The following is a 15,570-nucleotide window of genomic DNA, read 5'->3' on the forward strand; positions in this document are numbered from 1 at the left end:
ACGAACAACCGCCTGGCGACACCCGGCCCGCCTGCCGGATGGGATTTTTTTGAACGCTTCATGTGCGGGCCCTGCTTTAACTCCGATGACGGACGTCTACGAGGTCGAAGGGCGGCGCTTTGGGCGCCATGTCCGGAGTCTGCGCAAGACCCGCGGGCTCACCCAAGAGGCGCTGGCGCGCAAGGCAGGCCTGTCTGGGGACACGATTCGGCGCCTCGAGGGCGGGACTTTTTCGCCGAGCCTGACCACCCTCGTCCGATTGTCTCGGGGACTCGAGCTGCGCTTGTCGACGATCCTCGCGAGCTACGAGATCGGCATGTTGCCGGTGGAGCGCGAGCTCGCCGACCTGCTCAGCGGTCGCGACGAGAAGGAGCTGCGCATCGTCCTCGAGGTCGTGAAGGTGTTGCTGCGCGACTGGGGCGAGGGGGGCGAGGGAGGCGAGGGGGGCGAGGGCTCGGGCGAGAGCAACTAGCGCTGCGTCAGCGCCACCAGCTCGACAGCTGGCGCAGCACCCCGGGGTCGGTCATCAGCGCGAGGTGGCCGGTGCGCGGGAAGTGGGCGACGCCGGTCGGATCGATGCGTTGGCGCGCGCGCGGGTCGAGGCTCTGGCCCTTGGCGCTCGCGGGTCGCACGAGGCCGTCGCCAAAGGCCGCGCCGAGGGTGTCGGCGAGGCGCGTGGGTTCGTCGGCGCGGCGCCCTCGCTCGCCTTCGGGCGCCTCCTCGGCGGTCGGCTGGGCGTCGCTCAGGGTCCCGTAGAGCACGTAGCACTCGGCCTGCTCGGGGAAGCGCGCGGGGCTGGGCACGGACGCGGCGGGGCGGTCGAGGTCGAGGTGGCGCCAGTCCTCGTCGAGCACGAAGCCGTGGCGCAGGTCCTTGATGCCCGCCGAGCGCAGCGAGATCGCGGCCCCGATCAGCATGGTCCACGGGTTCCAGAGCGCGCGCAGGGTGAAGGCCGTGATGTTGGCCAGGCGCTCGAGGTCGGCCCCGCGCGAGGGCACGCCGAGCAGGAAGACCTGCGACACCCGACGGGGCCAAGTCAGCCCGGCCTCGAGGGCGTAGTGGCAGGCGCTGCGGGTGACCAGCCCGCCCATGCTGTGGGCGACGATCGACAGGGACTCGAAGGGGTAGGCGGCGAACAGGTGCTCGAGCAAGTGGGCGAGCTCGCGGCCGTTCTCGGAGATGTGTCGGCCGGTGTTGTAGCCGACGAGGATCGGGGTCAGCCCGTGGTCGCGGGCCATGGACGCGGGGATGTCGACGCGCTCGTCGCCTCGGTCGCGGCCGACCCCAAAGCGCCACGCCAGCTGCGAGCCCATCAGCCCGTGGACGAACAGGCACGCGGCCGGGCCCGCCCCGGGCACCGCCACTGGTGGACTCTCGAGCAGCCGCGGCAGCGGCGAGGGATCGTCGCGGGTCGGCTCGGGCAGCTCGTACAGGCGCATGGGCACGGCCAGGCGCGAGCCGTGGGTTGCGAGGCGATCGCCGACGGCCCCGTTGAGCGCGCCCAGGGCCTCGTCGCGGCGGCCGGGGTAGGCGCGCAGCAGCCTCTGGGCCAGGGCCGCGAGCCCCTCTCCGGAGCTCTTACCCATGGCCCCGCCAGTCCCCTCCAGCGTCGCCAGGGTCACCGGAGGGTCTGTGGGCTCGGCCATGGTTTCAGGCCGCGAGCACGAGGAAGTAGTAGGCCGCCACGCCGCCGCCGATGGCGGTCAGACCGATCAGGATCCAGACCATCGCGTTGCTCCTCGGCTCCTGCTTGGGCGCGGGGCTCGGCAGGCGCGTGTGCGCGATGGAGTGCTCCGTGATGCCGCTCGGGTCTGGGTCGGGGAGGTCGGCCGGGGCCGCGCTCTGCGGAGGCTGGACGGCGCGCGCCGGACCGCCGCTGGACTTCACGGGCGGGCTGGGGCTGGGGCTGGGCGGCGGGCCTGGAGCGGGCGGCGGCGGAGCGCCGAGCAGGTCGTCGAGGCCGTCGACCAGGGGCGCCGTCGCGTCGAAGCCCCCCAGATCCTCGTCGTCGAGCAGCGAACCCGAGCCGGCTGGCGCCTTGCCGCCGTCGCTGTCGTCGTCGATGGACCGGAAGTTGGCCATCTCCTCCGCCATCAGCTGCATGATCAGGTTGGCCGGGCCCTCCTTGTCGCGCTTGGCCGCGAGCTTGGCCTCCTCGATCTGGCGCAGCTCGGCGAGCAGGCGCTGGAGATCGCGGGTCGAGACCTTGAGGCGGTGCGAGAACAGGAAGCTGAGCAGGTCGTCGGCGAAGTCGGCCGCGGTCGCGTAGCGATCGTCCTCGTGGCGCGCGAGGGACTTGAGGATGATGCGCTCGAGCTCGGCCGGGACCTCGGGGTTTTGCCGGCGGATGCTCGGGATCTTGGCCGCGCGGACCATCTCGACGGTCTGGTAGTCCGTCTCGCCCAGGAACAGGCGCTTCATGGTCAGCATCTCGTAGGCGAGGATGCCGACGGCGAACACGTCGGTGCGCCCGTCCACGGCCCGGCCGTGGGCGGCCTCGGGGGAGAGGTAGCTGAACTTGCCCTTGACCACGCCCTGGTCCGTGGACTCGAGCTGGGAGGTCGCCTTGGCCAGGCCGAAGTCCGTCAGCTTGACCTCGCCGTTCCACGAGATCAGCAGGTTGGGCGGGGAGATGTCGCGGTGGACGACGTTGAGGTGCTCGCCGGTCTCGGGGTCCGGGAGGTTGTGGGCGTAGTCGAGGCCCTTGAGGGTCTCGTTGAGGATCCAGATGACCAGCGGGAGCGGGACGCGGCGCCCCTGCTCTTGCAGGAACTCGAGCACGCGCTTGAGGGTCGTGCCCTCGACGTACTCCATGACGATGAAGTAGGTCTCGTCGGATTTGCCGAGGTCGAAGACGGAGACGACGTTGGCGTGGTTGAAGTGCAGGCTGAGGCGAGCCTCGTCCAGGAACATCCGGACGAAGCGCTCGTCCTTCAGGAGCCCGGGGAGGATGCGCTTGATCGCAACCTTCTTTTTGAACCCGGCGACGGACACGGACTGGGAGACCCAGACCTCGGCCATGCCGCCAGCGGCCAGACGGTAGAGCGGTGTGTAGTTCTGCGCCATGGGGCGGTGGCCGTGATTGTACGCCTGGATCCCCGGCTTGGAACAATTTTGGCGGGGATTTGGGCGGAGCCGAGGCGCTCAGCCGGCCGCGGGCGGGTCGTAGCGGTTGAGCACCAGGCGCAGCACGCCAATCCACATGTCCGTCTCGATGGACAGGAGCAGGCGGCGCTCGCCTCGGGTCACGTACGCGCGGAAGGTGTACTTGCGCTTGTCCTCGCGCACGACGCCATGGCGGTCGACCCGGGACAGGGTCCCCTCGAGCAGGTAGACGTCGTCGTTGGTCACCCCGAGCCCCGTGGCCACGCTGGGCATGGGGTCGAGCTTGGCCTTGCCCCGGCCGACGACGTCCACGCGCATCAGGGTGCGTCCGTCCAGCACGTGGGAGGAGATCTGTTCGCCCTCGTCGAGATCGAGGGAGCGGACCCACGCCATGGCCGACATCGCGTCGAAGGTGTCGCGGGGAACATCCCGGGTCAGCGTGGCAGATTTGTCGTCTCGGGTGTCGACGATGCGGATGTGCCCGCGGCCCTCGAAGTCGGTCTCGACGACCCGGCGCTTGTACTTGCTGGTGCCCAGGCCGCTGCGTACCAGGGTGTTCGTGGAGCTGACCACGGCCCCGGTGTGCTCGTCGATGGTGGTGTTGATGCGGTCCTCCATCGAGCTGAGCAGGGAGACCACGCCGGAGGTCACCGCGCGCCCCTCGATGCGGTAGCGGCCGCTGCCCTGGGGGTAGTCGCCGCGCGGGTCGGGGATGTACTCGGTGACGCCGGCCTCGGCCATGCCGGCGGGGTTGCCCGCGATGAACACGTCGAAGACGAAGCGCTCGCCCACGCGCACCGCGTGCACGTAGGGCTCGGGAATGCGCGTGGGCGGGAAGCGGCGGCGGCGGTCGTTGAACTCCGGCGCGTCGAGGCTGGCGCTCCAGCCCACGGGGGCCTGGTCGGCCTGCTCCTCGCGGACCTGCACGGTCGGGCTGTGCATGCGCGGAAGGCGACTCGCGTCGCGGCTCGCTCGGGTCCGAGCCTGCTGTTGGCCGGCGCCGGTCTGGGCCCGCGCGGCGTGCTCACGGGCCTCGGCGACCGATTGCCGGGCGATGTGGGTCTGGTCGCGGCCGTCGTCCTTGGACTCGGGCCCGGGGCCGTTGGGGCGCGGGGGAGAGCCCGCGCCCATCAACAGGGCGAGGCCAGCCACGGCTCCGAGGGTCGCGCTCGCTCGTGCCAGGCGCCCCCCGGTCCCGCGGGCGTCGCGGGAGCTGCGGGGGGCACGGGCGTCGCGGGGGTCGGGGCGGGCAGCGGTCATGCCCCTCAATGGTAGGATGCTCGTCCCGCAGCGGCGAAGAGAAGCTGCACCGTCGGGGGTCAGCCTGTGACACAGCTCGTCATCACCCAGGGGGATCCCGACGGCGTCGGCCCCGAATTGCTCCTGCGCATGGCGGCCGAGGGCGTCCTGCTCCCCGAAGATCGCGTGTTCGCGGGTCGCGCGAAGCTGCGCGGGCTCGCCGAGTCGCTGACCGCCGAGTGGGCGGCCCCGGGCTGGGCGAAGCTGGAGCCGCTCTTGGATCCGAGCCTCGCCGAGCGGGATCCGAGCGCCCCCCTCGGCCAGTTCGAGGCCCTCGAGCGCGGGGTCGACCGTGTCCTCGAAGATGTGCGCAAAGGTGCTCCGGCGGCCCTGGTGACCGCGCCCATCGACAAGGCGGTGGCCAGCCGAGAGGGCCTGCGCCACCCCGGGCACACCGAGTACCTCGCCGAGCGGGCCGGGGTCGAAGACTTCGCCATGCTCATGGCGGGCTCGACGATCCGCGTGGTCCTGGCGACGATCCACCTGCCCCTGCGCGCGGTAGTCAACGCCCTCGATCAGGCCGCGATCGTCCGCGCGGGCAGCTTGCTCGCGCGCTCGCTGGTCCAGGACTACGGCGTCGCCGAGCCCGTGGTCGGGGTGCTCGGGCTCAACCCCCACGCCGGCGAGGGGGGGCTGCTCGGCGACGAGGAGCAGACCCTGATCGCGCCGGCCATCGAGGCCCTCGGGGCCTGGGCCGCGCAGGCGCAGATCCCCGCGCGCTTCGTCGGTCCGCTGCCCGCGGACACGGCCTTTCACCACAACCGCGGCGGCCGGGTGCACGGCCTGGTCGCGATGTACCACGACCAGGGCCTCGGCCCCTTCAAGCTCGCCCACTTCAGCGACGGGGTGAACGTGACCCTCGGCCTGCCCTTCGTGCGCACCTCGCCCGACCACGGCACGGCCAAGGACATCGCCGGGCGCGGGGTCGCCGACGCCTCGAGCATGCGCGCGGCCATCGAGCTCGCGCGGGCGATGAGCCGCGCGCGGGCCCAGACCCAGACCCTCCGCTGAGCCAGAGTCTTCGTCGATGGCGAGCGCTCCCCCCTCCGCCGGACTCGGGCCCACGCGGGCGCCCCGGGTCATCCGCGTCCGCGGGGCGCGGACCCACAACCTGCGGGAGGTCGACCTCGACCTGCCCCGGGACGCGCTGGTGGTGATCACCGGTCCCTCGGGCTCGGGCAAGTCGAGCCTGGCCTTCGACACGATCTTCGCCGAGGGCCAGCGCCGCTACGTCGAGAGCCTCTCGGCCTCGGCCCGGCAGTTCCTCGCCCAGCTGCCCAAGCCCGACGTCGACCTCATCGAGGGCCTGAGCCCGACCGTCGCCCTGTCCCAGGAAAACCGCGGCCGAAACCCGCGCTCGACGGTGGGCACGAGCACGGAGGTCTACGACTTCCTGCGCCTGTTGTTCGCGCGCATCGGCGTGGTCTACAGCTGGCGCAGCGGCGCGCCCATGGTCCGCCACGGCGTCGACGAGATGGTCGACGCCGTGCTCGCGCTGCCCGAGCGCAGCAAGTTCTCCGTCGTCGCCCCGGTGGTCCGCGGGGCCCCGGGCGATCACCGCGAGCTGTTCGAGGACCTGCGCCGGGCCGGCTTCGTGCGCGTGGCCGTCGACGACGAGCTGCGCGACCTCGACGAGGACATCGTCCTCGACCCCGACACCCGCCACGACGTCGAGGTCTACGTCGACCGCCTCGTGCTCAAGGACGGGATCCGCTCGCGCCTGGCCGACTCCATCGAGGTCGCGCTGCGCCTGGCCCACGGCAAGGTCCGGATCCTGCCCCTGCGCGGCGAGCCCCTCGACTTCGCCGAGCGCTACACCGACTTCGAGCACGACCTGAGCTACCCCGAGGTCACCCCCGGGTTGTTCTCCTTCAACTCCCCCGAGGGCGCCTGCGAGACCTGCGGGGGCCTGGGCCACCGCCGGGTCTTCGACCCCGGGCGCCTGGTCCCCAACCCCAAGCTCTCGATCAAAGAGGGCGCCCTGGCTGTGCTCTCGGGCAAGGCGGGCAAGGCCATCGAGCGCCGCCTCGTCGATCTGGCGGCGCACTGCGGCTTCGACCTCTACGCGCCCTGGGACAGCCTCGACGCGCTCCACCGCATGACCATCCTCCAGGGCAGCGGCGACGAGGCCATCCCGCCGGCGCCAGACGATGGCAAGGGCAAGAGCAAGGGTCGCGCCAAGAAGACCGGCCGCGCGCGGTCCAAGCTCGAGGCGGAGGCCGAGCCCTTCCCGGGGCTCATCCCCATGCTCGAGCAGCGCCTGCGCGAGGTCGAGAGCCGGGCCGAGGGGGAGGACGCCCCGGCGGGGTCCGAGCTCGAGCCCTTCATGAGCCAGGTCCGGTGCAGCGCCTGCGACGGCCAGCGCCTGCGCATCGAGGGCCGGCACGTGAAGATCGAGGGCAAGACCATCCACGAGCTGGCGACCCTGCCCATCGCCGAGCTCCACGCTTTCCTGGCCGGCCTCGACCGCGAGTCCCTCGACGTCGAGCGCGGCGAGATCGCCGAGGCCATCCTCGCCCAGGCCCTCGCCCGGCTCGCGGCGATGATCGAGCTCGGCCTGGCCTACCTCGACCTCGATCGCCCGACCATGACCCTGTCCGGGGGCGAGGCCCAGCGCATCCGCCTGGCCACGCAGATCGGCTCGGCCCTGGCCGGGGTCACCTACGTCCTCGACGAGCCCAGCGTCGGCCTGCACCAGCGCGACAACCACCGGCTCATCGCCATGCTCGAGCGCCTGCGCGACCTGGGCAACACGGTCCTGGTCGTCGAGCACGACGCCGACACGATCCGCGCGGCCGACCACGTCGTCGACGTGGGCCCGGGGGCGGGGGTGCTCGGCGGCGAGATCGTGTTCACGGGAAGCGTCGAGGCCCTGCTCGAGGATCGCCGCTCGACGACCGCGGCCTACCTGTCGGGCCGTCGCCGCATCGAGCGGCCGACCCCGCGCAAGGCACCCGACGAGGGCGCGTGGATCGAGGTGCTCAACGCCCGCGGCCACAACCTGCGCGGCGTCGACGTGGACTTCCCCGTGGGTCAGCTGACCTGCGTCACCGGGGTCAGCGGCTCGGGCAAGTCCAGCCTCGTCGTCGACACCCTCTTGCCCGAGGCCCAGCGCCGGCTCAACGGCGCCAACGCCTGGGGCCTCGGGCACGACGCCATCCACGGCCTCGACCGCTGCGACCGCGTCGTCGCCGTCGACCAGGCGCCGATCGGCCGCTCGCCCCGGTCCAACCCCGCGACCTACACCGGGCTGTTCACGGACCTGCGCAACCTCTTCGCCCAGACCGCCGAGGCCAAGGTCCGGGGGTTCACGGCCTCGCGCTTTAGCTTCAACGTCAAGGGCGGGCGCTGCGAGCACTGCCGCGGCGAGGGCCAGCGCCGGGTCGAGATGCACTTCCTCCCGGACCTGTGGGTGACCTGCCGGGTGTGCAAGGGCCAGCGCTACGAGCGGGAGACCCTCGCGGTGACCTTCCGGGGCAAGAACATCGCCCAGGTCCTGGCCATGCCCGTCGCCGAGGCCTGCGACTTCTTCATCCACCAGCCCAACCTGCGCCACAAGCTCGAGGTCCTGCGCGACGTCGGCCTGGGCTACATCAGCCTCGGCCAGAGCGCGACGACCCTATCTGGCGGTGAGGCCCAGCGCATCAAGCTGGCCCGGGAGCTGGCCCGCAAGAGCACCGGCAACACCCTCTTCGTCCTCGACGAGCCCACCACCGGGCTGCACTTCGACGACGTCCGCAAGCTGCTCGAGGTGCTCGAGCGCCTCGTCGACGAGGGCAACACCGTGGTGGTCATCGAGCACGACCTCGAGGTGATCAAGTGCGCCGACTGGGTGGTGGACATCGGCCCCGAGGGCGGCTCCGGGGGCGGGCAGGTCGTGGCCGCGGGTCGCCCAGAGGCGATCGCCGCCTGTCCCGAGAGCGTCACAGGCCGATGGCTCGCCCGCGTCCTGTGAGACCGGCGGCCCTGCTAAAATGTTCGCGTATCCATGTCTATTGTGGGCGAATCGACCTTGGGCCTGTCCTTGGGTGCCGCGCTTTGCGTGGCGCTCGTGTTCACACCGCGTCCGGCTGACGCCGCAGGCGAGTGCGACTGCGACCACGTCATCGAACCCGACGCGGCCACGGCCAACGGGGCCGAGCTCGGCGTCACGCCGGGGCAGAGCGTGTGCGTGCGCGGCGGGGAGCGGGAGTTCCTGCGTCTCTACGACTTCGTGGGCAGCTCCGACGCGTGGATCGAGATCCGCAACTGCGAGGGCGTGGTCGAGATCGACAACGACGACCGCGGCTACGGCCTGACCGCCGAGGGCTCGCGCTACTTCCGGATCACGGGCAGCGGCGACCCGGACCACGAGTACGGCATCCGCGTCCGAGCCACGCGCACGGGCCCGGACTACTCGGCCAGCGGCGTGGTCGTGTCGGGGCTGAGCAGCGACTACGAGCTCGACCACTTCGAGGTCCTCGACAGCGGCTTCGCCGGCTTCAACCTCAAGACCGAGCCGCGCTGTGACGGCTCGGCCAACCTCGGCAACTTCGTCCAGTACGACACCCGCGTCCACCACAACTGGATCCACGACCCCCGCGGCGAGGGCATCTACTTCGGGAGCACGGGCTACGGCGGCCGCGACTACGACTGCGACGGCGAGACCGTCACCCTCTACCCCCACGAGCACCACGGCGTCGACATCCACCACAACCTCATCGAGGACACGGGCTGGGACGGCATGCAGGTCGGGGTCTCGCCCGTCGACTGCGCGGTGTGGGCCAACACCATCCGCGACGTGGGCCTCGAGGGGGTGATGTGGCAGCAGCAGGGCATGCAGATCGGCGCGTCGAGCTGTGAGATCTACGCCAACCGCCTCGAGCGCGGGCCGACCAACGGCATCTTCATCCAGATCTCCCCGGACACCGTCGTCCACGACAACCTCATCGTCGACTTCGCCCAGACGGGCATCTACGCCAACCTCAACGACGCCCCGGAGTTCGACGGCTCGAGCTACGTGTTCGTGCACAACACGGTGCTGCGCTCGGGCAAGTGGGGCATCGCCGTGTTCGGCCCGACCCTCGCCGACAACCTCGGCTGGAACAACCTCGTGCTCGAGTCCGGCGAGGCCGACATCGCGGCGGCCAACGACGTCGACTGGGACGCGCAGGGCAACATCACCGGCGTGCCCATCGCGGAGCTGGGCTTCGTCGACCCCGAGGGCGGCGACTTCCACCTGCTCGAGGACTCCCAGGCCGTGGGCGCCGGGGTCCCGGCGACGGACTGGAGCAGCCAGGACCGCGACGGGGTCGAGCGCGACGCCGCGGCCCCGGACGTGGGCGCCTACGAGTACACGACGGAGCCGCCGCCCGAGGAGCCCCCGGACGACGGCGGCGGCGGGTCGGACTCGGGCGGCGACGAAGCCGGCTCGGACGGCGGCGACGAAGCCGGCTCAGATGGCGGCACGGACAGCGGCGAGGACGCGGGGGCCGACGGCGAGGCCGGCTGCGGGTGCGCGAGCACGGGCGGCGGCTCGGGCTCCCTGCCCCTGGCGCTGCTCGTGTTCGCCGGGCTGCTGCGCGCGCGTCGACGTCAGGCGACGGCCAGCGCCCGGTAGCGCTCGAGGTTGATCGCCTGGGCTTTTTGGAAGCCCTCGATCGCGCTCAGGCGCTCGAGGTAGGCCAGCAGGGCCGGGTGCGCGACGGCCTCGCGCGCGCCGAAGCGGGCGAGGGCCAGGGCCCAGCCCAGGTAGTAGTCGGCGCCGGAGGGGCTCGCCCCCACGGCGAAGTCTCGGGTCTCGAGGTGCGCGGCGACGACCTCGAGCAGGGGCGGGAGCAGGCGCTGGGCCCCGTCGGCCTTGGCCGCCTCGGGGGACTGGGGGTCGAACATCGGCCCGAGGATCGCCTGGTGGAACTCCGTGGCCACGAAGGCCAGCCACTCGATCAGCCGACGGCGCTCGGCCGGACTCCGCGGCGGGCCGTGGAGGGTGTCGAGGTGGGCGAGGACGCCGACGATCTCGGTCAGCAGCTCGCCGTCGGGGGTCACCAGGCAGGGCACGCGGCGCTTGGCGTTGAGCGCGGCGAACTCGGCCTCGGCGATCTGTCGGCCCGGCCCCCGGTGGACCCAGCGGACCTCGAAGTCGCGCTCGGGCTCGAGGCCGGCTTCGAGCAAGGCGGCGTGAACGGCCATGGCGCAGGTCATGGGGGCGGCGTAGAGGGTCCAGCGTTCGGTCATCGGTGATCTCGTTTCGATCGAGCTCCAATCGGGCGGGCTTCGATCTGGACTCGAAGCTAGCCGCGACCTACCCTGTCTGAAATGACGAAGTCTGGACAGATCCTGCCAAAGCCCCAGCGCGTGGTCATGTTCGTGCCGCCGGGGGCCCAGCTGATCGGGATCATCGGCTTCATCGAGGCCTTCGACGCCGTCAACCGCCTGCGCGTCCACCAGGGTCGGCCGCCGGTCTACGAGGTCCTGGTCTGCGGCCTCGACGAGCAGACCGCTTCGGTGACCGGGCTCGGCCTGGCCACGCGCCCAGCCGCGCGCGTGCGCAGGGTCGACACCCTCGTCGTCGGGGGCGCGCTGTCGTCGAGCCAGGTCGACCGTGAGCCCGAGCTGCGCCGCCAGGTCGCCCGCCTCGCCGACCGGGCCGATCGCGTCGTCGCGATCTGCGGCGGGGCCTTCGTGCTCGGGGAGCTGGGCTGGCTCGAGGGCCGCCGCTGCACCTGCCACTGGATGGACCTCGACAACCTGCGCGCGCGCTTCCCCACGGCCGAGGTCCAGACCGACGCGCTGTTCACCGAGGACGAGGGCGTGTTCACCTCGGCGGGTGCGAGCGCGGGCATCGACCTGGCCCTGCACCTGATCCGCCGGGACTGCGGGCCCCGGATGGCGCTGATGGTCGCCCGCAGCCTGGTCGTGTTTGCGATGCGCCCCGGCGGGCAGTCCCAGTTTGGCAGCGCCGTGCGGGTGCGCTCGGGCACCGGCCAGCGCCTGCACGACCTGATCGCGGGCATCCACGAGCGACCCGCGGGCGACCACAGCGTGTCCTGCCTGGCGCGCCGGGCCGGGATGAGCCCGCGGAACTTCGCCCGGGTGTTCCGCGACCAGACCGGGCAGACGCCGGGGGCCTACGTCGCCCGGGCGCGGGTCGAGGCGGCGCAGCGGGCCCTCGCCCACAGCGACGCCCCGCTGCCCGCTATCGCCGAGGCCTGCGGCTTTGGCCACGAAAAGACCTTGCGCCGGACCTTCCTCAAGGTCGCGGGGGTCACGCCCGCGGCCTGGCGCCGCCGCTTCGGCCTGGGTGCCTAGCCTGGGGACAGGTTGAAGGGGTAGGTGACCTTGACCGTGCCCTTGCTCGGCTTGGGGAACACCCAGTCCTTGGCCGCCTCGGCGATGCACTGCTCGGTCTTGATGGCGCCCAGATCGGTGCCCGAGCCCACGATGGAGTCGCGGACGGCCCCGTCTTCGTCGATCACGAACTCGACGACGACCGTCCCGGCGAGGCCCGGCTCGGACCGGAGCGCGTCGTTGTAGCAGCGGCGGACGCCGTCGATGTTGGCGCGCACGACCGTTCGGATCTGGTCCTTCTCCAGCTGGCCGATGATCTCGGCCTTCGGGGCCCGGAAGGCGTTGCCGGGCTCGGCCTCGTCGAAGTGGGTGAGCATGGCGTCGAAGGGCAGGGCGGCGGCGCACTCGTTGGCCGGGCGCTCGTAGGGGCCGGAGATGTAGCTCGGGCCCGCGCACTCGCCGACGCGCGCGTCCCTGTCGCGCAGGCGCAGGAACTCGCCGACGCTGCGCTTGCGCGCGACCACGAACTCGACGCCGAGCTCGGCCTCGCGGGTGCGGGTGTTGAACTGGCACAGCTCGCGCTCGAGCTCGGCGACGGCGGCGGACGAGGGCAGGTCGCGCTCGGCGAGCATGCACTCGCCCTCGCCCAGGTCGAGGGGCAGGGCGGCGGCTGCTCCCCGGCGGACCTGGCCCGCGATCTGCGGGTGGGCCCAGGCCGCGACCCCGCCGTACTCGCTCGCGCGCAGGGACAGCCCGAGGGACCACTGCTCGTCGCTGCCTTTGGGATCGCCGTAGCGGGCGGGGACGAAGGCGTAGGCCCGGGGTCCGGCGCCGTTGCCCTCGACGGCGAAGGCGTAGTCGCCGAAGCCGAGGCGCGCGAGGCTAGCGAGCAGCTCGATCAGGGTCTGGCCGGGGACGCGGTGGTCGATCCACAGCACCGCGGTCTTCGAGCTCGGCTCGGCGATGGCGTCGACGAGGGCCGGGACTCGGCCGCGCTCGACGTCGCGCAGCGCGAAGCGGCCGCGGTCGAGCTCGAGCAGGGGCTCGCCCTGTTCGGGGCCGCGGTCGAGCCACAGCCCGTCGAGGCCGACCCAGATCGAGACGCCCTCGGGCACCGGCTGCTCGCCGGGCAAGGACGCGAGCTCGAGGGCGCCGGCTGGGGTCCGGGCTGCGCCCTCGCCCTCGTCGACCTCGGGGCACCGCTCTTGGACCACGACCACCGCCGGATCGTCACCTTGGACCTGAGCCCCCAGGAATACATAGCCCGCCGACAGCGACACGCCGACGGCAAAGGCGAGACCCAACTGCGCTACTTCGTTCTTGTCCATCTACTCTGCTCCATCTCCAGTTCCAGTACCAGTTCCACTGCCCGCTCGAGGGGGCGGTGGTCGTCGTCATTTGATTTCAATGCGCACGCCGAGCTCGCCAAGGCCGAGGCCTTCGGGTTGCCAGCGGGCGAGCGCCCGGTCCAGGCAGCGCCGCGTCGTTCGGTCGAGCTCGCCGTGGCGGGAGGTCGCTCGACGCAGCTCGATCGTCTCGGCGCGAAGCTCCACGTGCAGCTCGAGCTGCGCGCCGGCTTCGAGCGCGAGCGAGCAGCGGGCGAGGGAGTCGTGGACGGCTCGGAGCTCGCGCAGCGCGTCGAAGGAAGAGGCGCCCGCGTCGGTCTCGACCGCCGTGACGGCGAGGGTCAGCCGCGCCGTCTCGGCGCCTTCACCCACGACCTGCGCGGCCGGGCTGGGGCCCCTGCGCTGCCCTCGCCCCGAGAGCGCGAAGGTGCTGAAGCTCAGGAGCAAGACCGCGGCGGCGCTCATCCACAGCCACGAGGAGCGAGGGCGGGTGCGTCGGGGCTCGGTCGCGTTCGCAACCGGGAGCTGCAGGACCACGGCCTCGTCCTCGAGCGCCGGGGGCTCGTCGAGGTCCGCGCGCGCGCGTCCGTCTTGGAGCTCGCCGAGCTCGCCGAACTCGCCGAGCGCATCGAGTTCATCGAGCACGGCGTCGAGCTCGTCGCCGAGGGGCGAGAGGCCGCGCTCGAGGCGGTCGACGAAGGCCTCGGGCTCGCCGCTGCCGTCCCACAGGTACTCGTCAGTCATGGCTGTCCTCCGTGTCGGCCGCTTCGACTTGGGCGCGCAGCAGGGCCACGCCGCGGTGCAGCTTCACGCGGACCGAGCCCGGGGTCATGCCGAGCTGGGCGGCGATCTCGGGCCCGGTCATGCCCTCGGCGAAGCGCAGCGAGAGCAGCTCGCGGTAGTCCTCGGGCAGCTCGCGCAGGCCGGCGAGCAAGGTCAGGGTGTCGGCGAGGTCGGCCCCCGGGTGGGCGGCTCGGCGGTCGTCGAGGGCGCCGGGCTCATGGGCGAGCTCGCGGGTGTTGGCGTGGCGCTTGAACCAGTCGCGCGCGCAGTTGCGGGCGATGGTCGCCAGCCACGGGCCAAAGCGGCTCGGGTCGCGGAGCCCGTCGAGCTTGGCGAGGGCCGAGGTGAACACCTCCTGCATCGCGTCGCGCAGCTCCGTCCGCGGCAGCCGGGCCAGGAGCACGCCGTGGACCATGCGGCCGTGCCGGCGGTAGAGCGCGGCGAAGGCCCGCCGGTCGCCGGCCCGAGCTCGGCTCACCAGCGCGACCGTGTCGCGGGCATCGAGCCCGCGCCCGCTCGGCGCGTCCTCGGTCTGGGTCTTGGCCACCGCCCCCATCTTCGGACGGTCCAGACGAGCGGCCCAGCAAAGTGTTAGCGGCCCCCAGAGATTTTTCTGAGATCGGGGCTCAGGGCACGCTCAGGCCGCGCAGATGCCGTAGGGCGGGAGCACGTCGTGGAGGATGTCGAAGCGGTGCGCCTGGAGGCCATCGTGAAAGAGCTTCCAGTCGGAGCGCAGGAACTCCGGGCGGTAGGGGAAGACCTCGTTGCCGCGGTCGTGCTCGGCCTCCGTGCCGAGGGCGAGGTGTTTCCACGAGCCCGCGCCCTTGGCGATGTAGGCGGGCAGGGCCTCGGCGCCGCACGAGAACATGCCGTTGGCCAGGGCCTCGCCCCACGCCCGGGTCCGCTCCTCCTGATCGCCGGTCAGGATCTCCAGCATGTTGGCGATCTGCTTGGCGTCCTCGGGCGTCAGCCCGGTGACCGCGGCCTCGGCGTCGCCGGCGAGGTAGCGCTGCATCGCCATGCACATGCGGTGGGCCGCGGTCGCAAAGTCCCGGGGGTTGTCGCGCTCGACGAGCTGGCCGAGGCCGTTGACGTAGGACCACACCAGCCACGGCTTGTCGGGGGCGCTCAGGGCCTCGCCGTGACCCAGCGGCGGCGCGGCGCCGCCGGTGAAGCGGGCCAGGCGATCCTTGAAGCGATCGAGGCGCGAGCGCAGGTCCGCGTTTTGGATGTCGCCGGTCGTGAACTCGCGGACAGAGTTGATGGGATGGTTGACCCCCGCGAAGCCCTGGTGCGCCCAGGTGTCCACGTAGACGTGCATGGTGATCCCGAAGCGGTGCAGCCCGTAGGCCTTGTGGCGGTCCGCGATCGCGCTGCGGATCATGTCGTCGGCGACATGGTTGTCGGTCGCCGGTCGGCACACCAGCTTCTCGATGAAGCTGCCGTCGGGATCTTCGCCCGGGGGGGAGCCGCCGTTGCCAGGCAAGAAGTGGAAGGGGATCCACACCTTGTGGTTGGCGAGCTCCTTGAAGTTGCGATAGTCGAAGGTCTTGTGCGCCGAGCTGGTGCGCTCGTACATCGCCCCGTTGTCGAAGTGGACCGTGCCGGAGTTGGTCGCGTCGTCGACGTACTGCGCCGAGTGGGCGATGATCTTGGCCGCGCCCGGGTCAAAGCCCGCGCAGCGAGCGACGATGTAGGTGACCGCGTAGTGGAAGTCGAGCTGCATGACACGCCCTCTTTGCCGACCCCGTGATGGGGCCGCATCGGT

The 15,570-nt window shown here is 71.9% G+C and carries 13 protein-coding genes; 5 read left to right on the forward strand and 8 right to left on the reverse strand.

What is annotated here, in order from left to right; translation table 11 throughout:
• The first annotated feature begins 85 nt into the window (after positions 1–85).
• Entirely contained in the window at positions 86–472 is a 387-nt protein-coding gene (locus PPSIR1_RS02620) for a helix-turn-helix domain-containing protein (RefSeq protein ID WP_006969428.1), read from the forward strand.
• A 7-nt stretch (positions 473–479) separates the two neighbouring features.
• On the opposite strand, the gene PPSIR1_RS41655 is transcribed toward PPSIR1_RS02620, so the two are convergent.
• The 3 genes from PPSIR1_RS41655 to PPSIR1_RS02635 all read right to left on the reverse strand — a co-directional run bounded on the left by PPSIR1_RS41655 (position 480) and on the right by PPSIR1_RS02635 (position 4,365).
• Positions 480–1,646: an esterase/lipase family protein gene (locus tag PPSIR1_RS41655; protein WP_006969429.1), complete on the reverse strand. Its 1,167-nt coding sequence runs from the start codon at positions 1,644–1,646 to the stop codon at positions 480–482.
• Positions 1,647–1,650: 4 nt separating this feature from the next.
• On the reverse strand, positions 1,651–3,066 hold the full coding sequence (locus tag PPSIR1_RS02630) for a serine/threonine protein kinase (RefSeq protein WP_086000949.1): 1,416 nt from the start codon (positions 3,064–3,066) through the stop codon (positions 1,651–1,653).
• Between the two features lie 78 nt (positions 3,067–3,144).
• Positions 3,145–4,365 carry a DUF3108 domain-containing protein gene (locus PPSIR1_RS02635; protein WP_006969431.1) on the reverse strand — a complete coding sequence of 407 codons (1,221 nt, stop codon included), beginning with the start codon at positions 4,363–4,365 and terminating at the stop codon, positions 3,145–3,147.
• Between the two features lie 66 nt (positions 4,366–4,431).
• Here PPSIR1_RS02635 and pdxA point away from each other — a divergent pair, with 66 nt between their 5' ends.
• The 3 genes from pdxA to PPSIR1_RS02650 all read left to right on the forward strand — a co-directional run bounded on the left by pdxA (position 4,432) and on the right by PPSIR1_RS02650 (position 10,003).
• Complete coding sequence (gene pdxA, locus PPSIR1_RS02640) at positions 4,432–5,415, forward strand: 4-hydroxythreonine-4-phosphate dehydrogenase PdxA (protein ID WP_006969432.1); 984 nt, start codon at positions 4,432–4,434, stop codon at positions 5,413–5,415.
• A gap of 16 nt (positions 5,416–5,431) precedes the next feature.
• Complete coding sequence (gene uvrA, locus PPSIR1_RS02645) at positions 5,432–8,359, forward strand: excinuclease ABC subunit UvrA (protein WP_006969433.1); 2,928 nt, start codon at positions 5,432–5,434, stop codon at positions 8,357–8,359.
• A gap of 96 nt (positions 8,360–8,455) precedes the next feature.
• Positions 8,456–10,003, forward strand: coding sequence for a right-handed parallel beta-helix repeat-containing protein (locus tag PPSIR1_RS02650; protein WP_198154439.1), 1,548 nt, complete (start codon positions 8,456–8,458; stop codon positions 10,001–10,003).
• On the opposite strand, the gene PPSIR1_RS02655 is transcribed toward PPSIR1_RS02650, so the two are convergent.
• The gene (locus PPSIR1_RS02655; RefSeq protein ID WP_006969435.1) at positions 9,979–10,620 is read right to left on the reverse strand and encodes a glutathione S-transferase family protein; all 642 of its coding nucleotides are present in this window, start codon (positions 10,618–10,620) and stop codon (positions 9,979–9,981) included. The two genes, PPSIR1_RS02650 and PPSIR1_RS02655, sit on opposite strands and share 25 nt — an antisense overlap.
• Before the next feature lie 81 nt (positions 10,621–10,701).
• Between PPSIR1_RS02655 and PPSIR1_RS02660 the strand changes: the two genes are divergently transcribed.
• Positions 10,702–11,694 (forward strand): GlxA family transcriptional regulator, encoded by a 993-nt coding sequence (locus PPSIR1_RS02660; RefSeq protein ID WP_006969436.1) that lies wholly within the window; start codon positions 10,702–10,704, stop codon positions 11,692–11,694.
• Here PPSIR1_RS02660 and PPSIR1_RS02665 read toward each other — a convergent pair.
• The 4 genes from PPSIR1_RS02665 to PPSIR1_RS02680 form a co-directional block, all read right to left on the reverse strand.
• Positions 11,691–12,977 carry an AgmX/PglI C-terminal domain-containing protein gene (locus PPSIR1_RS02665; RefSeq protein ID WP_157595139.1) on the reverse strand — a complete coding sequence of 429 codons (1,287 nt, stop codon included), beginning with the start codon at positions 12,975–12,977 and terminating at the stop codon, positions 11,691–11,693. The two genes, PPSIR1_RS02660 and PPSIR1_RS02665, sit on opposite strands and share 4 nt — an antisense overlap.
• A gap of 90 nt (positions 12,978–13,067) precedes the next feature.
• The gene (locus PPSIR1_RS02670) at positions 13,068–13,763 is read right to left on the reverse strand and encodes a hypothetical protein (protein ID WP_006969438.1); all 696 of its coding nucleotides are present in this window, start codon (positions 13,761–13,763) and stop codon (positions 13,068–13,070) included.
• Positions 13,756–14,349, reverse strand: a complete 594-nt coding sequence (locus PPSIR1_RS02675) for an RNA polymerase sigma factor (RefSeq protein ID WP_198154440.1) — start codon at positions 14,347–14,349, stop codon at positions 13,756–13,758. Before PPSIR1_RS02675 ends, PPSIR1_RS02670 begins: the two co-directional genes overlap by 8 nt.
• A gap of 90 nt (positions 14,350–14,439) precedes the next feature.
• The gene (locus PPSIR1_RS02680) at positions 14,440–15,528 is read right to left on the reverse strand and encodes a DUF6765 family protein (RefSeq protein WP_006969440.1); all 1,089 of its coding nucleotides are present in this window, start codon (positions 15,526–15,528) and stop codon (positions 14,440–14,442) included.
• Positions 15,529–15,570 lie beyond the last annotated feature (42 nt).

It is taken from the genome of Plesiocystis pacifica SIR-1 (assembly GCF_000170895.1).
Lineage (GTDB): Bacteria > Myxococcota_A > Polyangia > Nannocystales > Nannocystaceae > Plesiocystis > Plesiocystis pacifica.

What these genes read in the sequence shown, in the direction of transcription:
- PPSIR1_RS02635 (WP_006969431.1), bottom strand. Translation starts at nt 4,365, where the DNA reads ATGACCGCTGCCCGCCCCGACCCCCGCGACGCCCGTGCCCCCCGCAGC.
- uvrA (WP_006969433.1), top strand. Translation starts at nt 5,432, where the DNA reads ATGGCGAGCGCTCCCCCCTCCGCCGGACTCGGGCCCACGCGGGCGCCC.
- PPSIR1_RS02660 (WP_006969436.1), top strand. Translation starts at nt 10,702, where the DNA reads ATGACGAAGTCTGGACAGATCCTGCCAAAGCCCCAGCGCGTGGTCATG.
- PPSIR1_RS02670 (WP_006969438.1), bottom strand. Translation starts at nt 13,763, where the DNA reads ATGACTGACGAGTACCTGTGGGACGGCAGCGGCGAGCCCGAGGCCTTC.
- PPSIR1_RS02620 (WP_006969428.1), top strand. Translation starts at nt 86, where the DNA reads ATGACGGACGTCTACGAGGTCGAAGGGCGGCGCTTTGGGCGCCATGTC.
- PPSIR1_RS41655 (WP_006969429.1), bottom strand. Translation starts at nt 1,646, where the DNA reads ATGGCCGAGCCCACAGACCCTCCGGTGACCCTGGCGACGCTGGAGGGG.
- PPSIR1_RS02630 (WP_086000949.1), bottom strand. Translation starts at nt 3,066, where the DNA reads ATGGCGCAGAACTACACACCGCTCTACCGTCTGGCCGCTGGCGGCATG.
- PPSIR1_RS02680 (WP_006969440.1), bottom strand. Translation starts at nt 15,528, where the DNA reads ATGCAGCTCGACTTCCACTACGCGGTCACCTACATCGTCGCTCGCTGC.
- PPSIR1_RS02655 (WP_006969435.1), bottom strand. Translation starts at nt 10,620, where the DNA reads ATGACCGAACGCTGGACCCTCTACGCCGCCCCCATGACCTGCGCCATG.